Raw genomic sequence first — 22,404 nt, forward strand, 5'->3', positions numbered from 1 at the left:
TCTTCATGGACTTTTCTTGCTCGGGCGTTTTCACATGATTCAAGCAGCCTCGATGGACCAGCGCAGCTTCCGCAAGTTGTTGACCCGCAACGTCGGCCTCCCTTTGGGGGTGGGCCTGTTGGGGGCCTTGGCCTTTGTCGTGGTGATCAACTACCTGCTTTCGGCCATGCAGTGGGTCGAGCACACCGACCGGGTCATCGGCAATGCCAACGAGACGGTCAAGCTGTCGATCGACATGGAGACCGGTATGCGCGGCTTCCTGATCACCGGCGACGAGACTTTTCTCGATCCTTATGAGGTGGCCAAACCGCGTATTTTCGGCAGCCTGCAGGGCCTGCGCAGCATGGTCGAGGACAACCCGCAGCAGGTCGAGCGCATTGACCGCTTGATCGCCTTGCAACAGGCCTGGAACGCCTTTGGCAGCGAACTGATTGCCCAGCGCCGCAGCCAGGGCGACTACCGCGCGACGATCGGCAGTGGTCGCGGCAAGCGCCTGACCGATGAGATCCGCAAAGAGTTCGATGCCCTGATCAGTGCCGAGCAGCAGCTGCGCATGGCCCGTAACGAGCGGGTCAGCAGTGTCACGGTGACGGTCATGCTGTCGTTCGTGTTGTTCATCGTCGGCCTGAGCGCCTTGCTCGCCTATCTGGGGCGGCGTGACCTGCTGGCGCTGTCGGCCAGCTACGATGCAAACCTGCACGCCCAGCAACGCGCCACCGAGCACCTGGAGCACCAGGCCTGGCTGCGCAACGGCCAGACCCAGCTGGCCGAGCAGGTACTGGGCCAGCTGACCCTGTCCATGCTGGGTGACAATATCCTGCGCTTTTTTGCTGGCTACCTGGGCAGCGTGGTCGGGGCCATGTACGTGCGCGACGAGCATGGCCACCTGGTGCGGGTGGCCTGTTACGGCCTGGATGCCGAAGAACAGGCCCGCGAGCAGGTGCTGGGCGATCACGAAGGTTTGCTGGCCCAGGCCGTGCGCGAGGGGCGCCTGCTGCGCCTGGACAACTTGCCAGAAGGCTATTTCCACCTCAGCTCCGGCCTGGGCCGGGGCTTGCCGCTCAGCGCAGTGCTGGTGCCGGCTGGCGAGGGCTCGCAGGTCAATGGCGTGCTCGAGCTGGGCTTCCTGCGGCCATTGCTCCCACGTGACGAGGAACTGCTGCAACGGCTTGGTGGCAACATCGGTATCTCGATCGACAGCGCCCGCTACCGCCAGCGCCTGCAGGAAGTGCTGGCCGAGACCCAGCAACTGAACGAAGAGCTGCAGGTGCAGCAGGAAGAGCTGAAAACCGCCAACGAAGAGCTGGAGGAACAATCCCGCGTGCTCAAGGAGTCCCAGGCCCACCTGGAAACCCAGCAGGCGGAGCTGGAGCAGACCAACGAGCAGTTGTCCGAGCGCACCGAGGCGCTGGACCGCAAGAACGACGAACTGCTCCACGCCCAGGAACAACTGCAGGCGCGCGCCGAAGAGCTGCAGCGTTCGAGCAAGTACAAGTCCGAGTTCCTCGCCAACATGTCCCACGAGCTGCGCACACCGCTGAACAGTTCGCTGATCCTGGCCAAGCTGCTGGCCGAGAACGTCGCAGGCAACCTCAGCGAGGAACAGGTCAAGTTCGCCGAATCCATCTACTCGGCCGGCAACGACTTGCTCAACCTGATCAACGACATCCTCGACATCGCCAAGGTCGAGGCCGGCAAGCTGGAAGTGCGCCCGGAAACCACCCAGCTGGAGCGCCTGGTCGAAGGCCTGCGCGGCATGTTCGAGCCGCTGGCCGCGCACAAGGGCCTGGCCTTCGAGGTCACCACCGACGCCCAGGTGCCGGCCACCCTGTTCACCGACCGCCAGCGCCTGGAGCAGATCCTCAAGAACCTGCTGTCCAACGCCATCAAGTTCACCGAGCGCGGCCAGGTCAGCCTGAACATTGGCTACCAGCCCGACAGCGGCATCATCTTTGCCGTGCGCGATAGCGGCATCGGTATTGCCGCCGACCAGCAGCAGGCGATCTTCGGTGCCTTCCATCAGGTCGATGGCACCAGCAACCGGCGTTATGGCGGCACCGGCCTGGGGCTGTCGATTTCCCGCGACTTGGCGCATTTGCTGGGAGGGCAGATCAGCGTCGACAGCAGCCTCGGCCAGGGCAGCGTGTTCAGCCTGATCCTGCCGGAGCGCTACGAGCGTGAGGCACAGACCGCCGAACCGCTCGCCCTGCGCCCGGCGGTCGATGCCTTGCCACCGGCTGCGCCGACACCCGTGGCGACCAAGCCACAACGCCCGGCCCCGGCGTTTGCCGATGACCGCGAGCGCGCGCCGTTCGCCAACCGCTGCATTCTGGTGATCGAGGATGAGCCGAACTTCGCCCATATCCTGTTCGACCTGGCCCACGAGCTGGGTTACAGCTGCCTGGTCGCGCAGGGCGCCGACGAGGGCTTCGAGCTGGCCATGCAGTACATTCCCGATGCCATCCTGCTGGACATGCGCCTGCCCGACCATTCCGGCCTCACCGTGCTGCAACGCCTGAAGGAGCAGGCCAGCACCCGGCACATCCCGGTGCATATCATTTCCGTGGAAGACCGGGTCGAGGCGGCCATGCACATGGGCGCCGTCGGTTACGCGGTCAAGCCCACCAGCCGCGAGGAACTCAAGGAAGTGTTCGCCCGCCTGGAGGCCAAGCTGACCCAGAAGCTCAAGCACATCCTGCTGGTGGAAGACGACGACCTGCAGCGCGAAAGCATTGCCCGGCTGATCGGCGATGAGGATATCGAGATCACCGCCGTGGCCATGGCCAAGGATGCCCTGGCGCTGCTGCGCGAGAACATCTACGACTGCATGATCATCGACCTCAAGCTGCCGGACATGCTCGGCAACGAGCTGCTCAAGCGCATGACCGCCGAGGACATCCGCGCCTTCCCGCCGGTGATCGTGTACACCGGGCGCAACCTGACCCGCGAAGAAGAAGCCGACCTGCTCAAGTATTCGCGCTCGATCATCATCAAGGGTGCGCGCTCGCCGGAACGCCTGCTCGACGAAGTGACGCTGTTTCTGCACAAGGTCGAGTCGCAGTTGTCCAACGAACGCCAGCGCATGCTCAAGACTGCGCGCAGCCGCGACAAGGTGTTCGAGGGCCGCAAGGTGTTGCTGGTGGACGACGACGTGCGCAACATCTTTGCCCTCACCAGCGCGCTGGAACACAAGGGCGCGATCGTCGAGATCGGTCGCAACGGGCGTGAAGCCATCGAGCGCCTGGAACAGCATGATGACATCGACCTGGTGCTGATGGACGTGATGATGCCGGAAATGGATGGCTTCGAGGCCACCCGCCTGATCCGCCAGCAAGCGCGGTGGCGCAAGTTGCCGATCATCGCCGTGACCGCCAAGGCGATGAAGGATGACCAGCAGCGTTGCCTGCAGGCTGGCGCCAACGATTACCTGGCCAAACCGATCGACCTGGACCGTCTGTTCTCGCTGATCCGTGTCTGGCTGCCGCAACTGGAGCGAATTTGACTAGCGAACGTAACACCGACATCGAAATCCGCTTGCTGATCGAGGCCATCTACCTCAAGTACAGCTACGATTTCCGCAACTATTCCGGCGCTTCGATCAAGCGCCGGATCCTACATGCGCTGCGCCAGTTCGATTGCCTGACGGTATCGGCGCTGCAGGAGCGCGTGCTGCACGACCCCGGCATGTTCATGCAGTTGCTGCAGTACCTGACAATCCCGGTCAGCGAGATGTTCCGCGACCCGGAGCACTTCCTGGCAGTGCGCAACGAAGTGGTGCCGCTGTTGCGCACCTGGCCGTCGATCAAGGTCTGGATTGCTGGCTGCAGCACTGGCGAGGAGGTCTATTCGATGGCCATCCTGCTGCGCGAGGAAGGGTTGCTGGAGCGCACCATCATCTACGCCACCGACATCAACCCGCATTCGCTGGACAAGGCCAAGCAGGGCATCTACTCGATGCAGAGCATGTACGAATACGCTGAAAACTACCGCCTGGCCGGTGGCCGGCGGGACTTTTCCGACTACTACACGGCGGCCTACGGCAATGCCATCATGGACAGCTCGCTGCGCGAAAACGTAACCTTCGCCGACCATAGCCTGGCCACCGACAGCGTGTTTTCCGAAACCCAGCTGGTGTCGTGCCGCAACGTCCTGATCTACTTCGACAAGGTATTGCAGGACCGCGCCCTGGGGCTGTTCCACGAGTCCCTGTGCCACCGCGGCTTCCTGGTGTTGGGCAGCAAGGAGTCGGTGGATTTTTCCGCCTATGCCGAGCGCTTCGAGCCGCTGGTCAAGCCCGAACGGATCTACCGTAAATCATGAACGGCGTGCGCGCGGTGGTGATCGGCGCCTCGGCAGGCGGGGTGACGGCCCTGTTCAAGGTGCTCGGCGCGTTGCCGGCCGGCTTTGCCCTGCCGGTGGTCTGCGTACTGCACCTGCCGGATGACCGCCATAGCCAGCTGGCCGAAGTGCTGCAACGCCGCCTGCATCGGCCCGTGTGCGAGGCGCGCGACAAGCAGCTGCTGCGGCCTGGGCAGATCTATGTGGCCGGGCCGGGTTATCACCTGTCGGTGGAACGCGATTTCACCTTGTCGCTCAGCCAGGAGCCGCCGGTGCATTTCTCCCGACCGGCAATCGACTTCCTGTTCATGTCAGCCGCCGACGCCTACGGTGCCGGCCTGCTTGGCGTGCTGCTCACCGGTGCCAATGAAGATGGTGCCGCAGGGCTTGCCTATATCAAGAACAGCGGGGGCCGGACCATCGTCCAGGACCCTCGCGATGCACAGGTTGCGCTGATGCCGGAGGCTGCCCTGGCCCTGCATCAGCCCGACCATATCCTTACTTTGAGTGGTATCGAGCAGTTGCTCGCTGCCCTGGAATCCAGCGCATGCTAAGCCACACCACCGCCAAACTGCTGATCGTCGATGACCTGCCGGAAAACCTGCTGGCCCTTGACGCCTTGATCCAGGGCGAAGATCGCGAGGTGCACCAGGCCCAGTCTGCCGAAGCCGCCTTGTCGCTGTTGCTCGAACATGAGTTCGCCCTGGCCATCCTCGATGTGCAGATGCCCGGCATGAACGGCTTCGAGCTGGCCGAGCTGATGCGCGGTACGGAAAAGACCCGCAACATCCCCATTGTCTTCGTCACTGCCGCCGGGCGTGAGATGAACTACGCCTTCAAGGGCTACGAAAGCGGTGCGGTGGACTTCCTGCACAAACCGCTCGACACCCTGGCGGTGAAGAGCAAGGTGTCGGTGTTCGTCGACCTGTACCGCCAGCGCAAGGTGCTCGACCGCCAGTTGCAGGCGCTGGAGCGTAGCCGCCAGGAACAGGAAATGCTGTTGACGCAGTTGCAGACGGCGCGGGCCGAGCTGGAGCATGCCGTGCGCATGCGCGATGACTTCATGTCGATCGTGTCGCATGAGGTGCGCACTCCGCTCAATGGTCTGATCCTCGAAACCCAGCTGCGCAAGCTGCACCTTTCGCGCGGCAACCTTGCCGCGTTCAGCAGTGACAAGCTCCAGGCCATGGTCGAGCGCGACGAGCGGCAGATCAACAGCCTGATCCGCCTGGTCGAGGACATGCTCGATGTGTCGCGCATTCGCACCGGCAAACTGTCGCTGCGGCCCAAGGCGTTCGACCTGGGCCAGCTGGTGCGTGGCCTGGTGGAGAATTTTGCGGCCCAGGCCATTGCCCTGGATACCCACATCGAACTGCAACGCTGCGAGCCGCTGCACGGTGAATGGGACGAGTTTCGCATCGAGCAGGTGCTGGCCAACCTGCTGTCCAATGCCTTGCGCTACGGTGAGCGCAAACCGGTGCAGGTGCGTGTGTACGAGGAAGATGGCCTGGCCTGCGTACAGGTGCAGGACCATGGCATCGGCATTGGCGCGGCCAACCAGCAGCGCATTTTCCAGCAGTTCGAGCGGGTGGCTACCCAGCAGGCCAGCGGTGGCCTGGGCCTGGGGCTGTACATATCGGAGCAGATCGTCCAGGCCCATGGCGGGCGTATCCTGCTCGACAGCGAAGAGGGCAAGGGTGCCACGTTCACCCTGCAGTTGCCGTTGGCAGCCTGCGAACAACAAAACGACCAGGCGCGGGCAACCTCTGCATGAGCCTGGGGTCTGATGGCTGTTGCAAGCATTTCAAGGCGTTGACATGAGTGAAGATGCACAAGATGTGGTGCTGGTCGTCGAGGATGAGCCGGCGATTCGCATGATCCTGCGGGATTACCTGGCAGGCGAGGGCTACCACGTACTGGTGGCCGAGGATGGCGAGCAGGCATTCGCGATTCTGGCCAGCAAACCGCACCTGGACCTGATGGTGACGGACTACCGCCTGCCCGGCGGGATATCCGGCGTGGAAATTGCCGAACCGGCGGTCAAGTTGCGGCCGGACCTGAAGGTGATTTTCATCAGCGGCTACCCGGCCGAGATTCTTGAATCCGGCAGCCCGATCACGCGCAAGGCACCGATTCTGGCCAAGCCGTTCGACCTGGATACCCTGCACGAGCAGATCCAGTCGCTTCTGCGCTAGCCTGCACTGGCCCTTTCGCGGGTAAACCCGCTCCCACAGGAACTGTGCAAACCTTGAGACTTGCACAGTTGCTGTGGGAGCGGGTTTACCCGCGAAAGGGCCGTAACAGGCTAGCGCAGTGTCCGCTCCAGGCCACCCACCAGCATGCTTTCCATCAAGCCCAGTCCTTGTTCCTCGGGCAACGCCTTCAACAGCCCCGGCAACTGGTTCAGCAGTGTCGCCAGCACATGCGCGGTAGCCACCAGCGCTTCCCCCTGCAGCTTCGCCTGCGGTGCGATCAACCGCAGCAACCCCGCCTCATAGCGCTTGCGCAACAAGGCCAGGCGCCCCTGCTGGTCGTCGCTCAGGCAACACAAGTCGCGCTCCGCCAGGCGAAACTGCAGCGGTCGCTCGGCGTGCAGCTGCCAGTGCGCCGCAATCAGGCAGGACAACGCCGATGCCCCGCGGGCCATGGCCCGGCGGCCCTGGTCCAGGGTAGCCTGCAACTCCTCGTACAACTCTTCGATCAGGTCGTACAACAGGTCCTGCTTGCTGGGGAAGTGGTGGTACAGCGAGCCGGCAGTCAGGCCTACATGGGCCGCCAGCTCGCGCATGCTGACCTGGCCAAAGCCCTTTTCGGCAAACAGCGCCATGGCCCGCTCACGTCGCTCCTCGAAATTGGCACAGCGCATCGCGGCATTGACCGGGGGCATGGCGTTCGCTCCTCAGTAGGTGAAGAAACCGCGGCCGCTCTTGCGCCCCAGCCAACCGGCCGCGACCATTTCCTTGAGCAGCGGGGCAGGGCGGTACTTGCTGTCGTTGAAGCCTTCATGGAAGGCCTCCATGATCGCCAGCAGCGTGTCCAGGCCGATCAGGTCGGCCAGCGCCAGCGGGCCGATCGGCTGGTTGCAGCCCAGGCGCATGCCGGTGTCGATGTCCTCGGCACTGGCCAGGCCTTCCTGACGCACGAAGATCGCTTCGTTGATCATCGGCACCAGAATGCGGTTGACCACGAAGCCCGGGCGGTTGCCGGCGGTGATCGGCGTCTTGCCGACCTTTTCGGTCACCACCAGTGCCTGGGCATAGGTGCTGTCGCTGGTCTGCAGGCCGCGGATGATCTCGACCAGTGCCATCATCGGCACCGGGTTGAAGAAATGCACGCCGATGAAACGCTCGGGGTGCTCGATGCTGGCAGCCAGCTGGGTGACCGACAGCGATGAGGTGTTGGTGGCGATGATGCACTCGGCGGCGACGTTGGCCGCAACCTGCTGCAGGATACGCTGCTTGAGCTGCAGGTTTTCGCTGGCCGCCTCGATCACCAGTTGCGCACCGTTGAGCTGGCTGTAGTCGGTGCTGGTGCGGATCCGCGTTTTCGCCGCCGCAGCCTTGTCCGCATCGAGGCTGCCCTTGCTGACCTGGCGCTCGAGGTTCTTGCTCAAGGTGGCCACGCCGCGCTCCAGCGCCGCGTCGGAAACATCCACCAGCAACACTTGGTAGCCGGCGACTGCACACACCTGGGCAATGCCGTTGCCCATGGTGCCGGCGCCAATCACGGCGATTTGTTCAATGTTCATCGGTCAGCCTCCCTCAGACGCGCTCGAAGACCACGGCGATGCCTTGGCCACCGCCGATGCACATGGTGGCCAGGGCGTAGCGGCCCTGGATGCGCTGCAGTTCATGGATGGCCTTGGTGGCAATGATCGCGCCGGTGGCGCCCACCGGGTGGCCAAGCGAGATGCCCGAGCCGTTGGGGTTGACCTTTTCCGGGTCGAAGCCCAGTTCGCGGGCCACGGCGCAGGCCTGGGCGGCAAACGCTTCGTTGGACTCGATCACGTCCAGGTCCTGCACCTTCAGGCCGGTCTTTTCCAGTACCTTGCGGGTGGCCGGGATCGGGCCCAGGCCCATCAGTTCCGGCTCGACGCCGGCATGGGCGTAGCCGACCAGGCGTGCCAGCGGCTTCAGGCCCAGGCGGCGCACCGCGTCACCCGTGGCCAACACCAGGCCGCCTGCGCCATCGTTGATGCCGCTGGCGTTGCCGGCAGTGACGGTACCGTCTTTCTTGAACACCGGCTTCATCCCGGCCAGCTGTTCGGCGGTCACTTCGCCACGCACATGTTCATCGACACTGAACTGCACGCTGCCCTTGCGGGTCTTCAGCTCCAGCGGAACGATCTGGCTGGCGAAACGGCCTTCGGCGATGGCGCGGGCGGCGCGGCGCTGGCTGGTCAGGGCCAGTTCGTCCTGCATCTCGCGGGTAATGCCGTGTTTGGCCGAGACGTTCTCGGCAGTGATCCCCATGTGGAAGTGCTCGAACGGGTCCTGCAGCACGCCGACGGTGTAGTCGATACCTTGCAGGTCACCCATGCGCGCACCCCAGCGTGCCTGTGGCAGCAGGTACGGGCCACGGCTCATGGATTCGGCGCCGGCCGCCACGGCCACCTCGGTGTCGCCGAGCAGCAGGCACTGGGCCGCCGAGACGATCGCCTGCAAGCCGGAGCCGCACAGGCGGTTGACGTTGAACGCGGGGGTTTCCTTGGGGAGGCCGGCGTTCATCGCCGCGACCCGGGCCAGGTAGGCATCGCGTGGCTCGGTGGGGATCACCGTGCCCATCACCAGGTGGCCGATTTGCTCGGCGGCAACCCCAGAGCGCTCGATGGCGGCACGGGTGATGGCGCTGGCCAGGTCAGCCAGCGGCAGGTCCTTGAGGGAACCGCCAAAGCCACCGATGGCTGAACGGACGGCACTGACGACGTAGATTTCTGCGCTGCTCATAGGGGCTCCGATTGCGAAGGCATGGCGGGACCGGGCCAGGCTCTGCGAGAATGGCCGGCGATCCCGGAGTGGGACCGAGTCTAGGCAAAGGCTCTGTTGCAGCCTATGCCGGAACTGTTCAAACAACCTGGCACTTTTTGCCACTCAGCATAGACAGCGAAAACCGCCATGCGCGATAGCGATTCGGTCGCCGTGTACTTCCTCAATGCCATGCTCCACGCCCTGCGCGACTGCCCCGAAGAACGCGATGCGCAACTGCGCGCGGTGGGCATCGACCCGCAACTGCTCGCGCAGCCCCAGGCCCGCGTGCCGGCCAAGGCCTTCGCCCAGCTGTGGCTGGCGCTGATCCAGCGCCTGGATGACGAGTTCTTCCGCCTCGACAGCCATGGCATGCCGCAGGGCAGCTTCGCGCTGATCTGCCGGGGCCTGATCCTCGAGCCGAACCTGGAAAAAGCCTTGCGCCAGTGCATGGCCGGTTTCGGCCTGTTCCTGCGTGACTTGCGCGGCAGCCTGACGGTGCGTGGCGGGCGGGCCGTGATCAGCGTGCACTCGACCATTGCCGACCCGCTGACCCGGGTGTATGCCGAGGAAACCTACCTGGTACTGATGATCGGCATGCTGTGCTGGCTGGCCGGGCGGCGGATCGCCATCGACCGCACCGAGCTGGCGGTGTCGCGCCCGGCGCAAGAGGACGACCTGTTGTTGTGGGGGCCAGACCTGCGCCTGGGTAGCGGGCGTACCGAAGTGGAGTTCGACAGCGCCTACCTGCGCCTGCCGGTGGTGCAGGACCTGGCCGCCCTGAAAACCTTCCTGCGCAGCGCGCCACAGGGGCTGGTGATTCGCTTCCGCAACCAGAACGGGCTGGTGGCCGAGGTGTACCGGCACCTGCGGGCGCGGCGCTACGGGCAGTGGCCGACACTGGCGGCGCTGGCGCAGCAGCAGGGGGTCAGTGCCAGCACGTTTCGCCGCCAGCTGGAGCGGGAAGGCCGCTCCTACCAGCAGATCAAGGACGAAGTGCGCCGGGCAATGGCTTTCGAGCGCTTGCGCGAAGGGGTGTTGAGCATTGCCGAGATCGCCGAGCAGGCGGGCTTCCAGGAACCCAGTGCGTTTCACCGGGCGTTCAAGAAGTGGACCGGGCAGAGCCCGGGCAGCTACCGGGCGCGGTTGGCCGGGCGATAGCATTTACCTGCATCGGTCAATCGCCGGCAAGCTGGCTCCCACAGGTACGGCGCAACTTTCGAATGCCATGAATTCCCTGTGGGAGCGGCTTCACCCGCGACGAGGCCGGCACTGGCAGCGGCTCAAATGATCAGGCCGGCACCATGGCAAAGCCGACGCCAAAGCGGTTCCAGGCATTGATGGTGGCAATCGCCAAGGTCAGGTTGGCCACCTCGGCCGGCTCGAAGTGCTCCTGCAAGGCTTCATAATGTGCCTGCGGCGCACCGTGCTCGGGCAGCCGGGTCAGGCTTTCGACCCAGGCCAGCGCAGCGCGTTCGCGTGGGGTGAAGTAGGCGGTTTCCTGCCAGACGCACAAGGTCTGCAGGCGGGCTTCGGTCTCACCGGCCTTGCGCGCATCGTTGGCGTGCAGGTTGACGCAGTAGGCGCAGCCGTTGATTTGCGAAGCCCGCAGGCGCACCAGTTCCAGCAGCGAATTCTCCAGGCCACTCCTGGCCAGGGCCTGTTCCAGGCCGACCATCGCCTGGTAGGCCTCAGGGGCGTGCTTGGCCCATTCGATACGGTTGTGCATGGCTATCTCCAAGGGTGTGTGGGGGATGGCGCTACTGTAGCGTCGGCCCTGCGCCGCCCCGATAGCCAATCACGCACATAAGCGGGAGGCCAATCGGCCATTCGGCTGGCCACTGACAGGCATCCAATCTCTTCATTTCTGCCCCAGCGTGCGGGCCGGGATAATGACCGGGTGTCGTTACAGGAGAAATTATTCATGTCCGCAGAACAATTCATGCGTGAAGCCCTCGACCTGGCCCGGGCCAACATCCGCGCCGGTGGCCGGCCCTTCGGCGCCGTGCTGGTGTACCAGGGCCAGGTGCTGGCGCGCGCGGTCAACGAGATCCACAGCACCCAGGACCCTACCGCCCACGCCGAGATCCAGGCCATCCGCAAAGCCAGCCATGCGCTGGGCCAGGCGCGCCTGGCGGGTGCCGAAATCTACGCCAGCGGCCATCCGTGCCCGATGTGCCTGGCGGCCATGCACCTGTGTGGCATCGAGCGCGCCTGGTTTGCCTACGACAACACCGAGGGCGAACCCTTCGGCTTGTCCACCGCGGCGGTCTACGCGCAGATGGCCCGCCCGCCGCAACAGCAGAGCCTGCCGCTGCGGGCGCTGAAGCCCAGCGGCGAAGCCGGCCTGTACCTGGAATGGCAGCAGGCCAACGCGCAATGAGGACGGCGTTGAACCTGTTGCTGGTGATCTTGCTGGCAGTCAACCTGAGGCCGATCCTGACCAGTATCGGCCCGTTGCTCGAAGCCATGCGCGCCAGCACTGGCCTGGGCTATCAGCAGGCTGCCTTGCTGACGGCAGTGCCGGTGCTGTGCATGGGCCTGGTGCCGCTGCTGCAACCGTGGTTGCGGCGCGGGATCAGCGAGCATGGCGGCATGCTCGCCGGCCTGGCGGCGATCGCCCTGGCCTGCCTGTGGCGCCTGCAACTGGACAGTGCCTGGGCATTGATCGCCAGTGCGTTGCTGGCCGGCCTGGGGGTGGCGCTGGTGCAGGGCATGATGCCAGGGTTGGTCAACCGCTGGTTCCCCGGCCGCCTGGCGGCGGCGATGGGCCTGTATTCGGCGGCGCTGATGAGCGGTGGCGGCCTGGCCGCAGTACTCGGGCCGCATGTCAGCAGCTATTTCGGCCACTGGCAGGTCGGCCTGGGCCTGTGGGCGGCCCCTGCGTTTCTGGCGCTGCTGGCCTGGGCCATGCTGCGGCCTCGCCAGCTTGCACCGACGCAGGCCGGTGCCGCGAGTGGACACTGGTTCGGGACGCGCCGGGCCTGGTTGCTGGCGTTGTACTTCGGCCTGATCAACGGCGGCTATACCAGTATGGTCGCCTGGTTGCCGGCCTATCACATCGAGCACGGCGGTAGCGCCCAGGGCGGTGCAGACCTGGTTGGCCTGATGACCCTGTCCCAGGTGGCCGGGGCGCTGGGCCTGCCGCTGCTGTTGCGGCGCTGGGCAGACCGCCGCCCCGGTCTGTGGCTGGCGCTGGCGATTCAGTTGGTGGGTTTCCTCGGCCTGCTGCTGGCGCCCACACTGGCCCCGGGGCTATGGGTGGCGTTGATCGGCTTTGGCCTGGGCGCCTGTTTCAGCCAGAGCCTGACGTTGACCCTCGAACATCTGAAGACCCCGGCCGAGGCGGGCAGCCTGGCGACTTTCGTGCAGGGGATCGGTTTCATCATCACCGGCATCGTGCCGTACATCACCGGCTGGTTGCGGGATGTGAGCGGTGGCTTCCAGGCATCGTGGACGTTGCTGAGCGTGACCGTGCTGACAATGTTGCTGGTGACCGCCTGCTTCAGCCCACGCGGCTATGCTGCGGCCATCGCCCGCCCGCTGGCTCCAGGCAAGGCTGCACCAGTCAACTGAGGCGCTGCAGGGTGTCGCGCACCCGGTCCAGCGCCGGGTCGATATCCAGCAGTTCGATGGCGCCGAAGCCCAGCAGTAGCCCGGGGCGTACCGCTGCCTCACTGAAGAACGGTGCCAGCGAGTACAGGCCGACCTCCACCTTGCGTGCGAGGGTGGTCAGCAACTCGACATCCACCCCTGGGCTGGCCAGGGCGCTGAGGTGGAAGCCGGCGCTGGCAGGGATGGCGCTGAACCATGGCCCCAGGTCGCCGCCCAGGCGCGCCAGGATGCGTTCGCGACGGGCACTGTAGATATCGTGGCAACGGCGGATGTGCTTGTTCAGGTGGCCTTCGGCCAAGAAACGCGCCAGCGCCCACTGCAGCAGGGTCGGGCTGTGCCAGTCACTGAGGTGCTTGGCCACGCAGGCGGCTTGCAGCACGGCCGGCGGAAGCACGGCATAGCCCAGCCGCAGTTCTGGCAGCAGGGTCTTGGAAAACGTCCCCACGTAGGCCACCAGGCCATGGCGGTCGAGGCGCTGCAGCGCGTCTGCAGCCGGCCCGTGGTAGCGGAACTCGCAGTCATAATCGTCTTCGACGATCAACGCCCCCAGCTCGGCGGCCCTCGCCAGCAGGGCGTGCCGGCGTGGCTCGCTCATCGGCATGCCCAGCGGGAACTGGTGCGAAGGCGTCACATAGATCAGCCGAGTGCCGTCGGCGATCTGTTCCACGCACAGGCCTTCGTCATCCACCGGCACCGACTGCAGGCGCGCGCCCAGCGCCAGGAACAGCTGCCGTGCGGGTGGGTAGCCAGGGTCCTCCATGGCCACCTGGCAACCCGGCTCGACCAGCACCCGGGCGATCAGGTCCAATGCCTGCTGTGCGCCGTTGCATACCAGCAGGTCGGCTGCACTGCAGTGCACGCCTCGGGCGTAGGCGATGTGATGGGCGATGGCCTCGCGCAGCTCGGGCAGGCCCTGGGCCGGGAAGTGCCGCTCGGGGTGGCGCTGGCTGCGGCGCAAGGCGTAGTTCAGGCAACTGCGCCATTGGTCGAACGGGAACTGCGCCTTGCTCGAAGCCCCGCCGATGAAGTCATAGCGTGAGGGTGATTCCAGCTGCCGTCGGCTGAGCACGGTGGCGCGCTGCTGCCAGCGTTCGAGCGCAGCGGCACTGGCCAGGGGAATGGCCGATGAGTCACTGCTGCGCAGCGGCTGGCGCGGGGTGACGAAGGTGCCACGGCCGACCACGCCACTCAGCAGGTTGTCATAAGTCAGCCGGGAATAGGCTTCGGCCACGGTCTTGCGTGACACGCCGAGTTGCTCGGCCAGCAGGCGGCTTGGCGGCAGTTGGGTGCCGGCAGCCAGGTGGCCGCTATCGATGCCGGCACGCAATTGCTGGTAGAGCTGGTCGGCCAGGCCTTTGCGGCCTTGCAGGCGGATGTGCAGTTCCATGGGCGGGTCCGGAGCGGGGGAAGCGCTCAGGATAGCGGATAGACGAGGGAAGGGCATGGGGCCGCCCTGCGGTCCATCTCCGGCAAGCCAGCGATGGGTTGACCAAGCCGCTGACAGGCTGCTGGTCAGCAAAAACGGGCTGTACTCACCGTGATGTAGCCTTTGTCCGCCAACGCTATGCGTATCACCGTTTCATCCGCAGGCGCCGTGCGGTTGCGCTTGATACGCACGCCTTCCACGGCTGCCGCCTTCATATGCTGGGCAATGGCCCGCCCGTTCGCGTCGAAGAACACTTCGCTGGCCAGCAACTCGATACGCTCGATCAGTTGCCTGGAGCGTTCATCCGTGGCGCAGAAGAACATCACCCCCGACAGGTGGGGGTCTTCATCCGGGTTGTCCATGTCGTGGGCCAGCAGTTCGCGCAGGGTGCTGCGCAATTCGGCGGTAAAGCGAGCGTACAGGTGCATGCGGAGCCTCCTCTGGATCGCGATCTTGCGTCATCCAGTGCCGATCATGTTTTCATCGGCCAGGGGCAACAAGTAAGACACTTCCGAGCACCGCGTAGGAAAATACTGCGCGTTACAGATGCCACCCCCGACTGGCGAGTAGCAGCGAGGAAGCGGCCTGTCGTAACACCAGGCCGCTTCCCTCATGGGTGCCTGGCGCCTCTAGCGCTGGACCTCCTGTTTGAAGCGCAGCCGCCAGCTGTGCAGCAAGGGTTCGGTGTAGCCGCTCGGCTGCTTCCGCCCTTCGAACACCAACGCCCGTGCGGCTCGGAACGCGTGTGAAGCGGCGAAATCGACCGCCATTGGCCGGTACGCAGGGTCTGCGGCATTCTGCTGGTCGACCACGGCGGCCATGCGCTGCAAGGTCGCCTCGACCTGCTCGGCATCGACCACCCCATGGTGCAGCCAGTTGGCAATGTGCTGCGCCGAAATCCGCAGGGTGGCGCGGTCTTCCATCAGGCCCACATCATGGATATCCGGCACCTTCGAGCAGCCGACGCCTTGTTCGACCCAGCGCACCACATAGCCGAGGATGCCCTGGCAGTTGTTGTCGAGCTCGGCCTGGATTTCGGCAGCAGTCCAGGGGCGGTCGGGGCTGACCGGGACACTGAGCAGGTCATGCAGCAACTCTGCGCGCTGGGCATCCAGGTCAACCTGTTCCAGCGCTTGCTGCACGGCTGCCACATCCACCTGGTGATAGTGCAGTGCATGCAGCGTCGCGGCGGTGGGCGAGGGCACCCAGGCGGTGTTGGCGCCAGCCCTGGGCTGGGCGACTTTCTGTTCGAGCATGGCCGCCATCAGGTCGGGCATGGCCCACATGCCCTTGCCGATCTGTGCCTTGCCACGCAGGCCGCAGGCCAGCCCGACCAGCACGTTGCTGCGCTCGTAGGCCTGGATCCAGGCGCTGCCCTTCATGTCGCCCTTGCGCAGCATGGCCCCGGCTTCCATGGCCGTGTGCATCTCGTCCCCGGTGCGGTCGAGGAAGCCGGTGTTGATGAACACCACCCGTGACGCGGCGTTGGCAATGCAGGCCTTGAGGTTGACGCTGGTACGCCGCTCCTCGTCCATGATGCCCATCTTCAACGTGTGCGCAGGCAGGCCCAGCAGCGCTTCGACGCGGCTGAACAGTTGGTCGGCAAAAGCTACTTCGGCCGGCCCGTGCATCTTCGGCTTGACGATGTACAGGCTGCCCTCGCGGGAGTTGCCACGGCGCTTGAGGTCGTGCAGGCCGATCAGGCTGGTGACCACGGCATCGAGGATGCCTTCCGGAATCTCCTGGCCGTCACGGTCGAGAATGGCCGGGTTGGTCATCAGGTGGCCCACGTTGCGGATGAACAGCAGCGAGCGGCCCGGCAGGGTCAACGGTTGGCCGTCCGCGCCGTGGTAGTTGCGGTCTTTCGCCAGGCTGCGGACAAAGGTCTTGCCGCCTTTGCTGACCTGCTCGCTGAGGTCGCCCTTCATCAGGCCGAGCCAGTTGCGGTACACGTTGACCTTGTCGTCGGCATCCACCGCCGCTACCGAGTCTTCGCAATCGATAATGGTGGTGAGCGCCGCCTCCAGGAGAATGTCCTTGACCCCGGCCAGGTCCTGCTGGCCGATCGCGTGGTTAGGGTCGATCTGGATTTCGAAGTGCAGTTGGTGGTGCTGCAACAGGATCGCTGTCGGCGTATGCGGCTCGCCTTGGTAGCCGCGCAGTTGCCCAGGATGCTCAAGGCCGACCTGACGGCCATCAGCCAGGGTCACCTGCAACCGGCCATGGTCGACCGTGTAGGCCCTGGCATCGTCATGTGATGCCCCTTGCAGCGGCGCACTGGCATCGAGGAACTGGCGGCCAAAGGCAATCACCTTGGCGCCACGCACCGGGTTGTAGCCCTGGCCCCGTTCGGCACCCCCGGTTGCGGCGATGGCATCGGTGCCATACAGCGCATCGTACAGCGAGCCCCAACGGGCGTTGGCAGCATTCAGGGCATAGCGGGCGTTGCTCAGCGGTACCACCAGCTGCGGGCCGGCCTGCACGGCAATCTCGCGGTCGACGTTGCGGGTACTGACGCGCACGTTGGCGGGCGCGTCCACCAGGTAGCCGATGGCTTGCAGGAACTGCTGGTAGGCGGCCATGTCACTGATCGGGCCGGGGTGCTGGCGGTGCCAGTTGTCCAGTTCGGCCTGCAGGCGTTCGCGTTCGGCCAGCAGGGCGCGGTTTTGCGGGGCGAGGTCGTGAACCAGGGTGCTGAAGCCTTGCCAGAAGGCGCGGGCCTCGATGCCGGTGCCAGGCAGTACTTCGTCTTCGATGAAACGCTGCAGGGTGGGGGCGATGTGCAGTGGAGGGTTTGGCATGGTCTGTTCGCTCGATAGTCTGTCTTTGGAAAGTGGCTGCACAGGATTCAGAGGGCGGCGGCCCCGGCCAGGGCCACCTGGGCATCCTGCCCGGGCTTGACCCCGGATACGCCAATGGCGCCCACTACCTGGCCATCCACCCGCAGCGGCACGCCCCCTTCCAGGCTGGTCAGCAGCGGCGCGGTGACGAATGCCGTACGGCCTGCATTGACCATTTCCTCGTAATCGCGTGTCTCTCTGCGCCCAAGCGCAGCGCTGCGCGCTTTTTCCATGGCAATGTAGGCGCTGGCCGGGGCGCAACCGTCCAGGCGTTCCAGGGCCAGCGGGTGGCCGCCGTCATCGACCACGGCGATGGTCACGCTCCACTGTTGCGCCAGGGCTTGCTGGCGGGCGGCGTTGAGCACACGGGCGACTTCGGCCTGGCCGATCACGGACTTGCTATGCATGGTGGTTCTCCGGGTTCAAGGCTGCTTCGACAATTTCGATCCAGTGCCGCACCGGCGTGCGCCCGGCCCCATCGAGGTGGGCCTGGCAGCCGATGTTGGCGGTGGCAATGACTTGCGGTTTGCCGCTTTCCAGGGCGTTGAGGCGGTTGTCGCGCAATTGCCGCGACAGCTCAGGCTGGGTCAGCGAGTAGGTGCCGGCCGAGCCGCAGCACAAGTGGCTGTCGGCGACCGCGGTCAGGGTGAAGCCCAGGCGTGTGAGCAAGGCTTCCACGGCGCCGCCCAGCTTCAGTGCGTGTTGCAGGGTGCACGGGCAATGGAAGGCCAGGCGCTGGTCGGTGCACAGGCCCAACTGCTCGACCGGCTCGTCGCGCAGCACCTCCACCAAGTCGCGTGACAGCGCGCTGACGCGTGCGGCCTTGGCGGCGTAAAGCGGGTCCTTCTCCAGCAGGTGGCCATAATCACGCACGAACGCGCCACAGCCGCTGGCGGTCTGCACGATGGCCTCGGCACCGGCCTCGATGGCTGGCCACCAGGCGTCGATATTGCGCCGTGCCCGCTGCAGGCCTTGTTCCTGGGCATTGAGATGGTAGTCCACCGCACCGCAGCAACCGGCTTGGCGGATCGGCTCCACGCTGATCCCCAGGCGGTCCAGCAGGCGTGCGGCGGCGGCATTGGTGTTGGGCGACAGGGCCGGTTGCACGCAGCCTTCCAGCAGCAGCACGCGGCGCGCATGGCGAGCTGGCGGACGCACACCGGGGGCGGCGACCCGTGCCGGCAGCTTGTGCCTGAGCGCGGCCGGCAGCAGCGGGCGCAGCGCCTGGCCGCTGCGGGTCAGGGCCTTGAACAGCACCGGGCGCGGCACCACCGCACGCAGGCCCTGGCGCAGCAGGCGTTGGCCGAGTGGGCGCGGTACCTGCTGGTCGACCACGGCGCGGCCGATGTCCAGCAAGTCGTGGTACTTCACCCCGGACGGGCAGGTGGTTTCGCAGTTGCGGCAGCTCAGGCAGCGGTCCAGGTGCGTCTGGGTACTGGCGCTCACCGGTTCGCCTTCGAGCACCTGCTTGATCAGGTAGATGCGCCCGCGTGGGCCGTCCAGTTCATCGCCCAGCAACTGGTAGGTGGGGCAGGTGGCGGTGCAGAAACCACAATGCACGCAGGAGCGCAGGATGCTTTCGGCTTCGTCGGCGCGGGCCAGGCGACGGGCGCTTTCGCTGAGGTTGGTTTGCATGGTCTGGGCTCACAGGTCCGGGTACAGGCGGCCAGGGTTGAATATGCCCTGGGGGTCGAGTTGTTGCTTGAGGGCACGGTGGTAGCGCATCAGCGCAGCGGTTAGCGGTGGGCTGCTGGCCGCGCCGGAGGCGTAACAGGTGGCATGGCCACCAACCTTGGCAACCTGCTCGCGGATGTCCTCTGCTGCTGCGGTGGACTTCAGCCAGCGTTGGGCGCCACCCCAGTCGAGCAGTTGTCGGCCGGGCAGCTCCAGCTCGCCGGTGGCCAGCGGCACGGACAGGCGCCATAGCGGTGCAGGGTCGGCAAAGAACGCCAGGCGCTGTTCGCGCAGGTCGCTCCAGAAGCGGCTGTCGAGCGGTTCGCCGCCCAAGCGCTGCTGCGCTGACTGCACGGAGCCTTCACCTCCCTCCAGGCGCAGGTACAGCGCCTCGCCGTCATGGCAGGCAGCGCTGATCGGCAGTGGCTGCTGGCCCCATTCGGCGAGTTCCAGCAGGGCCTCGTGGCGGCTCATTGGCAAGCGCAGGCTCAGGCACTGACGCGGACGCGGCAGCACTTTCAGCGACACCTCGGTCAGCAGCCCCAGGCAACCGAAGCTGCCCGCCATCAGCCGTGACACGTCGTAACCGGCAACGTTCTTCATCACTTCGCCGCCAAAGCGCAGCAACTTGCCGTGGCCGGTGATCACCCGTGTGCCCAGCAGGTAATCGCGCACCGACCCGGCCCACGGCCGCCGTGGCCCCGACAGCCCGGCCGCGACCATGCCACCGAGGGTGGCCTCGGCGCTCAGGTGTGGTGGTTCGCAGGGCAGCATCTGCCCGGCTTCGTGCAGCACCGCCTCGATTTCGCGCAGCGGCGTGCCGGCCCGGGCGGTGAGCACCAGCTCGGTCGGGTCGTAGCTGACGATGCCGCGGTGGCTGCGGGTGTCCAGCACCTCGCCGGCAACCGGGTTGCCGAGCATGGCCTTGCTGTTGCCGCCCTGGATACGCAGCGCCGTGCCCTGGTTCAATGCCTGGCTGACCTGCTCCAGCAAGGCCTGGCTCATATCGCGGTCGATGCTCATCAGAAGCGCTCCAGCTCGGGGAAGGGCAACTGCCCGTGGTGCACGTGCATCGCGCCAAATTCGGCGCAACGGTGCAGGGTGGGGATGTTCTTGCCCGGGTTGAGCAGGCCCTGCGGGTCGAAGGCGGCCTTGACCGCATGGAACAGGGTGATTTCCTCAGCGTTGAACTGTGCGCACATCTGGTTGATCTTCTCGCGCCCGACGCCATGCTCGCCGGTGATGCTGCCGCCGACGGCCACGCACAGCTCGAGGATCTTGCCGCCAATGGCCTCGGCGCGCTCCAGTTCGCCAGGCAGGTTGGCATCGAACAGAATCAGCGGATGCATGTTGCCGTCGCCGGCATGAAAGACATTGGCCACGCGCAGGCCATACTCACGGGACAGGTCACTGATGCCCTTGAGCACCCGTGGCAGCTCGCGGCGCGGGATGGTGCCGTCCATGCAGTAATAGTCGGGGGAGATGCGCCCCACTGCCGGGAAGGCGTTCTTGCGCCCGGCCCAGAAGCGCACGCGTTCGGCCTCGTCGCTGGCCAGCCGCACCTCGCGCGCCCCGGCCCGGGCCAGTACGCCGGCGACCCTTTCGCAATCGTCGTGCACATCGGCTTCGACGCCGTCCAGCTCGCACAGCAGGATGGCCGCCGCGTCCACCGGGTAGCCGGCGTGGATGAAGTCCTCGGCGGCGCGGATCGCCAGGTTGTCCATCATTTCCAGGCCGCCGGGGATGATCCCGGCGGCGATGATCTCGGCCACCGCCCGGCCAGCGTCCTCGACACTGTCGAAACTGGCCAGCAGCACCCGTGCCACCTGTGGCTTTGGCAACAGCTTGACGGTGACTTCGGTGACGATGCCGAGCATGCCTTCGGAGCCGGTGAATAGCGCCAGCAGATCGAAGCCGGGGCTGTCCAGGGCATCGCCGCCCAGGGTCAGGCGCTCGCCTTCGACGGTCAGGATCTCGACCTTGAGCAGGTTGTGCACGGTCAGGCCGTACTTCAGGCAGTGCACGCCGCCGGCGTTTTCGGCCACGTTGCCACCGATGGAACAGGCGATTTGCGACGACGGGTCTGGCGCATAGTACAGGCCGTGCGGGGCGGCAGCCTGGGAGATGGCCAGGTTGCGCACGCCGGGCTGCACCCGGGCGAAGCGGCCCTGCGGGTTGACTTCGAGGATGCGATTGAAGCGCGCCATCACCAGCAGGACGCCCTTGGCCAGCGGCAAGGCGCCGCCCGACAGGCCGGTACCGGCGCCGCGCGCAACCACCGGCACACCGCGCTGGTGGCAGAGCCTGAGCAAGGTCTGCACCTGCTCCAGGCGCTCGGGCAGCACCACCAGCAGCGGCACCGTGCGGTAGGCCGAAAGGCCATCGCATTCGTAGGGTTTGAGGTCTTCCTCGCGGTGCAGCACTTCGAGGTCCGGCAGGGCTTCACGCAGCGCCTGCAGCAGGGCGGCCTGGTCCACGGCGGGCAGTGCGCCATCGACGCGTTCGTCGTACAGGATGTTCATGGGTTCACTCGGCAACGGTTTTTGTCGTTATTGGCACATCGCTCACCCTGTCCAGCCTGAGCGTCATGGCGGCCGCGGTCGAGTGGTTGGCGAACTGGTCCTACCAGTTTATGTAGCCGGTGCTGGTAATTTACGGGTTTGCTCGGCTAGATTGAGCCGGGTAGGCGAAGTGGTCCTACCAGCAGGAGGGTGCGCAGTGGGTACTGAAGGCAAGGCCAAGGTCGCCGACCAGGTGGCCGAACGGGTCGAACGGTTGATCGTCGAGGGCGTGCTCAAGGTCGGCCAGCCGCTGCCGTCGGAGCGGCGCCTGGTGGAAAAACTGGGCTGCTCGCGCTCGGCTTTGCGGGAGGGCCTGCGCATCCTGCGCGGGCGCGGCATCATCGACACCGAGCAGGGGCGCGGTTCGTTCGTCGCCGACCTGACCGGCCAGGCAGGCGGCACGCCGTTGATGCACCTGTTCAGCTCGCAGCCGCGCACGCTGTTCGATCTGTTGGAGGTGCGCGCACTGCTGGAGGCTGAATCGGCGCGCCTGGCTGCCTTGCGTGCCACCGATATCGACCGTTTGCTGATCCGCCGGCGCTATGAAGAGATGTTGGCCGCCCATGCCGCCCAGGAGCCACTCGATGCCCGTGAACATGCCCGCCGCGACCATGCCTTCCACCGTGCCATCAGCGAGGCCTCGCACAACCCGGTGCTGGTGCACACCTTGCAATCGCTCAGTGACCTGACCTTGAGCACCGTCTTCGCGTCGGTCAACAACCTGTATTGCCGCCCCGCGCAAAAGCGCCAGATCGACCGCCAGCATGCACGGTTGTACCACGCCGTGATGGAGCAATTGCCCGAGCAGGCGCAGCGCGCGGCTCGCGAACACATCAACGGGATACGCGACAGCTTGCGCGAAATCGAGCAGGAGGAGCAGCGCCTGGTGCGGGCGACCATGCGCATGGATGGCTGGGGGTGAAATTTGCCTGCGCCGGCCCTTTCGAGGGGGCACCCGCTCCCACAGGGGCCGCAGCGGCCTTGTG

At 65.7% G+C, this 22,404-nt stretch carries 20 protein-coding genes; 9 read left to right on the forward strand and 11 right to left on the reverse strand.

The window, feature by feature from the left end; genetic code table 11:
• Positions 1-34: 34 nt before the first annotated feature.
• The 5 genes from HU763_RS10400 to HU763_RS10420 are packed head-to-tail and all read left to right on the forward strand — an operon-like array spanning position 35 to position 6,533.
• Positions 35-3,502 carry a response regulator gene (locus HU763_RS10400; RefSeq protein WP_186684655.1) on the forward strand — a complete coding sequence of 1,156 codons (3,468 nt, stop codon included), beginning with the start codon at positions 35-37 and terminating at the stop codon, positions 3,500-3,502.
• On the forward strand, positions 3,499-4,320 hold the full coding sequence (locus tag HU763_RS10405; protein WP_186684656.1) for a CheR family methyltransferase: 822 nt from the start codon (positions 3,499-3,501) through the stop codon (positions 4,318-4,320). The genes HU763_RS10400 and HU763_RS10405 overlap by 4 nt, the downstream gene beginning before the upstream one ends.
• Positions 4,317-4,892: a chemotaxis protein CheB gene (locus HU763_RS10410; RefSeq protein ID WP_186684658.1), complete on the forward strand. Its 576-nt coding sequence runs from the start codon at positions 4,317-4,319 to the stop codon at positions 4,890-4,892. Before HU763_RS10405 ends, HU763_RS10410 begins: the two co-directional genes overlap by 4 nt.
• Positions 4,886-6,112 (forward strand): hybrid sensor histidine kinase/response regulator, encoded by a 1,227-nt coding sequence (locus tag HU763_RS10415; RefSeq protein ID WP_186684660.1) that lies wholly within the window; start codon positions 4,886-4,888, stop codon positions 6,110-6,112. The genes HU763_RS10410 and HU763_RS10415 overlap by 7 nt, the downstream gene beginning before the upstream one ends.
• Positions 6,113-6,155: 43 nt before the next feature.
• Positions 6,156-6,533 (forward strand): response regulator, encoded by a 378-nt coding sequence (locus HU763_RS10420; protein ID WP_170029381.1) that lies wholly within the window; start codon positions 6,156-6,158, stop codon positions 6,531-6,533.
• Between the two features lie 110 nt (positions 6,534-6,643).
• Here HU763_RS10420 and HU763_RS10425 read toward each other — a convergent pair whose 3' ends face one another.
• From HU763_RS10425 to HU763_RS10435, 3 genes are read right to left on the reverse strand one after another with little or no spacing between them, the layout of a single operon-like run.
• Complete coding sequence (locus HU763_RS10425; protein WP_186684662.1) at positions 6,644-7,225, reverse strand: TetR/AcrR family transcriptional regulator; 582 nt, start codon at positions 7,223-7,225, stop codon at positions 6,644-6,646.
• Between the two features lie 12 nt (positions 7,226-7,237).
• Positions 7,238-8,086, reverse strand: coding sequence for a 3-hydroxybutyryl-CoA dehydrogenase (locus HU763_RS10430; protein ID WP_186684664.1), 849 nt, complete (start codon positions 8,084-8,086; stop codon positions 7,238-7,240).
• Between the two features lie 13 nt (positions 8,087-8,099).
• The gene (locus HU763_RS10435; RefSeq protein WP_186684666.1) at positions 8,100-9,284 is read right to left on the reverse strand and encodes an acetyl-CoA C-acyltransferase family protein; all 1,185 of its coding nucleotides are present in this window, start codon (positions 9,282-9,284) and stop codon (positions 8,100-8,102) included.
• Between the two features lie 168 nt (positions 9,285-9,452).
• On the opposite strand from HU763_RS10435, the gene HU763_RS10440 reads away from it, so the two are divergent.
• Positions 9,453-10,463: an AraC family transcriptional regulator gene (locus tag HU763_RS10440; RefSeq protein ID WP_186684668.1), complete on the forward strand. Its 1,011-nt coding sequence runs from the start codon at positions 9,453-9,455 to the stop codon at positions 10,461-10,463.
• A gap of 130 nt (positions 10,464-10,593) precedes the next feature.
• Here HU763_RS10440 and HU763_RS10445 read toward each other — a convergent pair whose 3' ends face one another.
• The gene (locus HU763_RS10445) at positions 10,594-11,031 is read right to left on the reverse strand and encodes a carboxymuconolactone decarboxylase family protein (protein ID WP_170029386.1); all 438 of its coding nucleotides are present in this window, start codon (positions 11,029-11,031) and stop codon (positions 10,594-10,596) included.
• A 195-nt stretch (positions 11,032-11,226) separates the two neighbouring features.
• On the opposite strand from HU763_RS10445, the gene HU763_RS10450 reads away from it, so the two are divergent.
• On the forward strand, positions 11,227-11,685 hold the full coding sequence (locus tag HU763_RS10450) for a nucleoside deaminase (RefSeq protein WP_170029387.1): 459 nt from the start codon (positions 11,227-11,229) through the stop codon (positions 11,683-11,685).
• Positions 11,682-12,878 (forward strand): cyanate transporter, encoded by a 1,197-nt coding sequence (locus HU763_RS10455; protein WP_186684670.1) that lies wholly within the window; start codon positions 11,682-11,684, stop codon positions 12,876-12,878. The genes HU763_RS10450 and HU763_RS10455 overlap by 4 nt, the downstream gene beginning before the upstream one ends.
• On the opposite strand, the gene pdxR is transcribed toward HU763_RS10455, so the two are convergent.
• From pdxR to glcD, 7 genes are all read right to left on the reverse strand, one after another.
• The gene (gene pdxR / locus HU763_RS10460; protein WP_186684672.1) at positions 12,871-14,304 is read right to left on the reverse strand and encodes a MocR-like pyridoxine biosynthesis transcription factor PdxR; all 1,434 of its coding nucleotides are present in this window, start codon (positions 14,302-14,304) and stop codon (positions 12,871-12,873) included. The two genes, HU763_RS10455 and pdxR, sit on opposite strands and share 8 nt — an antisense overlap.
• Before the next feature lie 125 nt (positions 14,305-14,429).
• Complete coding sequence (locus HU763_RS10465) at positions 14,430-14,771, reverse strand: hypothetical protein (RefSeq protein WP_186684675.1); 342 nt, start codon at positions 14,769-14,771, stop codon at positions 14,430-14,432.
• Between the two features lie 201 nt (positions 14,772-14,972).
• Positions 14,973-17,144, reverse strand: a complete 2,172-nt coding sequence (locus tag HU763_RS10470; RefSeq protein ID WP_186684677.1) for a malate synthase G — start codon at positions 17,142-17,144, stop codon at positions 14,973-14,975.
• Positions 17,145-17,191: 47 nt separating this feature from the next.
• Positions 17,192-17,590 carry a heme-binding protein gene (locus HU763_RS10475; RefSeq protein ID WP_186684679.1) on the reverse strand — a complete coding sequence of 133 codons (399 nt, stop codon included), beginning with the start codon at positions 17,588-17,590 and terminating at the stop codon, positions 17,192-17,194.
• Positions 17,583-18,818 (reverse strand): glycolate oxidase subunit GlcF, encoded by a 1,236-nt coding sequence (gene glcF / locus HU763_RS10480; protein WP_186684681.1) that lies wholly within the window; start codon positions 18,816-18,818, stop codon positions 17,583-17,585. Before glcF ends, HU763_RS10475 begins: the two co-directional genes overlap by 8 nt.
• 9 nt (positions 18,819-18,827) lie before the next feature.
• Positions 18,828-19,880 (reverse strand): glycolate oxidase subunit GlcE, encoded by a 1,053-nt coding sequence (gene glcE, locus HU763_RS10485; RefSeq protein WP_186684683.1) that lies wholly within the window; start codon positions 19,878-19,880, stop codon positions 18,828-18,830.
• Positions 19,880-21,379, reverse strand: coding sequence for a glycolate oxidase subunit GlcD (gene glcD / locus HU763_RS10490; RefSeq protein ID WP_186684685.1), 1,500 nt, complete (start codon positions 21,377-21,379; stop codon positions 19,880-19,882). The genes glcE and glcD overlap by 1 nt, the downstream gene beginning before the upstream one ends.
• Before the next feature lie 196 nt (positions 21,380-21,575).
• On the opposite strand from glcD, the gene glcC reads away from it, so the two are divergent.
• Complete coding sequence (gene glcC, locus HU763_RS10495; RefSeq protein ID WP_186684687.1) at positions 21,576-22,340, forward strand: transcriptional regulator GlcC; 765 nt, start codon at positions 21,576-21,578, stop codon at positions 22,338-22,340.
• The last annotated feature ends 64 nt before the right edge of the window (positions 22,341-22,404 follow it).

It is taken from the genome of Pseudomonas anuradhapurensis (assembly GCF_014269225.2).
Taxonomy (GTDB): Bacteria; Pseudomonadota; Gammaproteobacteria; order Pseudomonadales; family Pseudomonadaceae; genus Aquipseudomonas; species Aquipseudomonas anuradhapurensis.

Excerpts from the sequence above, each read along its gene's own strand:
- HU763_RS10440 (WP_186684668.1), top strand. The coding sequence starts at position 9,453 with ATGCGCGATAGCGATTCGGTCGCCGTGTACTTCCTCAATGCCATGCTC.
- HU763_RS10425 (WP_186684662.1), bottom strand. The coding sequence starts at position 7,225 with ATGCCCCCGGTCAATGCCGCGATGCGCTGTGCCAATTTCGAGGAGCGA.
- HU763_RS10455 (WP_186684670.1), top strand. The coding sequence starts at position 11,682 with ATGAGGACGGCGTTGAACCTGTTGCTGGTGATCTTGCTGGCAGTCAAC.
- glcE (WP_186684683.1), bottom strand. The coding sequence starts at position 19,880 with ATGAGCATCGACCGCGATATGAGCCAGGCCTTGCTGGAGCAGGTCAGC.
- HU763_RS10445 (WP_170029386.1), bottom strand. The coding sequence starts at position 11,031 with ATGCACAACCGTATCGAATGGGCCAAGCACGCCCCTGAGGCCTACCAG.
- HU763_RS10415 (WP_186684660.1), top strand. The coding sequence starts at position 4,886 with ATGCTAAGCCACACCACCGCCAAACTGCTGATCGTCGATGACCTGCCG.
- HU763_RS10470 (WP_186684677.1), bottom strand. The coding sequence starts at position 17,144 with ATGCCAAACCCTCCACTGCACATCGCCCCCACCCTGCAGCGTTTCATC.
- HU763_RS10465 (WP_186684675.1), bottom strand. The coding sequence starts at position 14,771 with ATGCACCTGTACGCTCGCTTTACCGCCGAATTGCGCAGCACCCTGCGC.
- glcD (WP_186684685.1), bottom strand. The coding sequence starts at position 21,379 with ATGAACATCCTGTACGACGAACGCGTCGATGGCGCACTGCCCGCCGTG.
- HU763_RS10450 (WP_170029387.1), top strand. The coding sequence starts at position 11,227 with ATGTCCGCAGAACAATTCATGCGTGAAGCCCTCGACCTGGCCCGGGCC.
- HU763_RS10410 (WP_186684658.1), top strand. The coding sequence starts at position 4,317 with ATGAACGGCGTGCGCGCGGTGGTGATCGGCGCCTCGGCAGGCGGGGTG.
- pdxR (WP_186684672.1), bottom strand. The coding sequence starts at position 14,304 with ATGGAACTGCACATCCGCCTGCAAGGCCGCAAAGGCCTGGCCGACCAG.
- HU763_RS10435 (WP_186684666.1), bottom strand. The coding sequence starts at position 9,284 with ATGAGCAGCGCAGAAATCTACGTCGTCAGTGCCGTCCGTTCAGCCATC.
- glcF (WP_186684681.1), bottom strand. The coding sequence starts at position 18,818 with ATGCAAACCAACCTCAGCGAAAGCGCCCGTCGCCTGGCCCGCGCCGAC.
- HU763_RS10420 (WP_170029381.1), top strand. The coding sequence starts at position 6,156 with ATGAGTGAAGATGCACAAGATGTGGTGCTGGTCGTCGAGGATGAGCCG.
- HU763_RS10400 (WP_186684655.1), top strand. The coding sequence starts at position 35 with ATGATTCAAGCAGCCTCGATGGACCAGCGCAGCTTCCGCAAGTTGTTG.
- HU763_RS10430 (WP_186684664.1), bottom strand. The coding sequence starts at position 8,086 with ATGAACATTGAACAAATCGCCGTGATTGGCGCCGGCACCATGGGCAAC.
- HU763_RS10475 (WP_186684679.1), bottom strand. The coding sequence starts at position 17,590 with ATGCATAGCAAGTCCGTGATCGGCCAGGCCGAAGTCGCCCGTGTGCTC.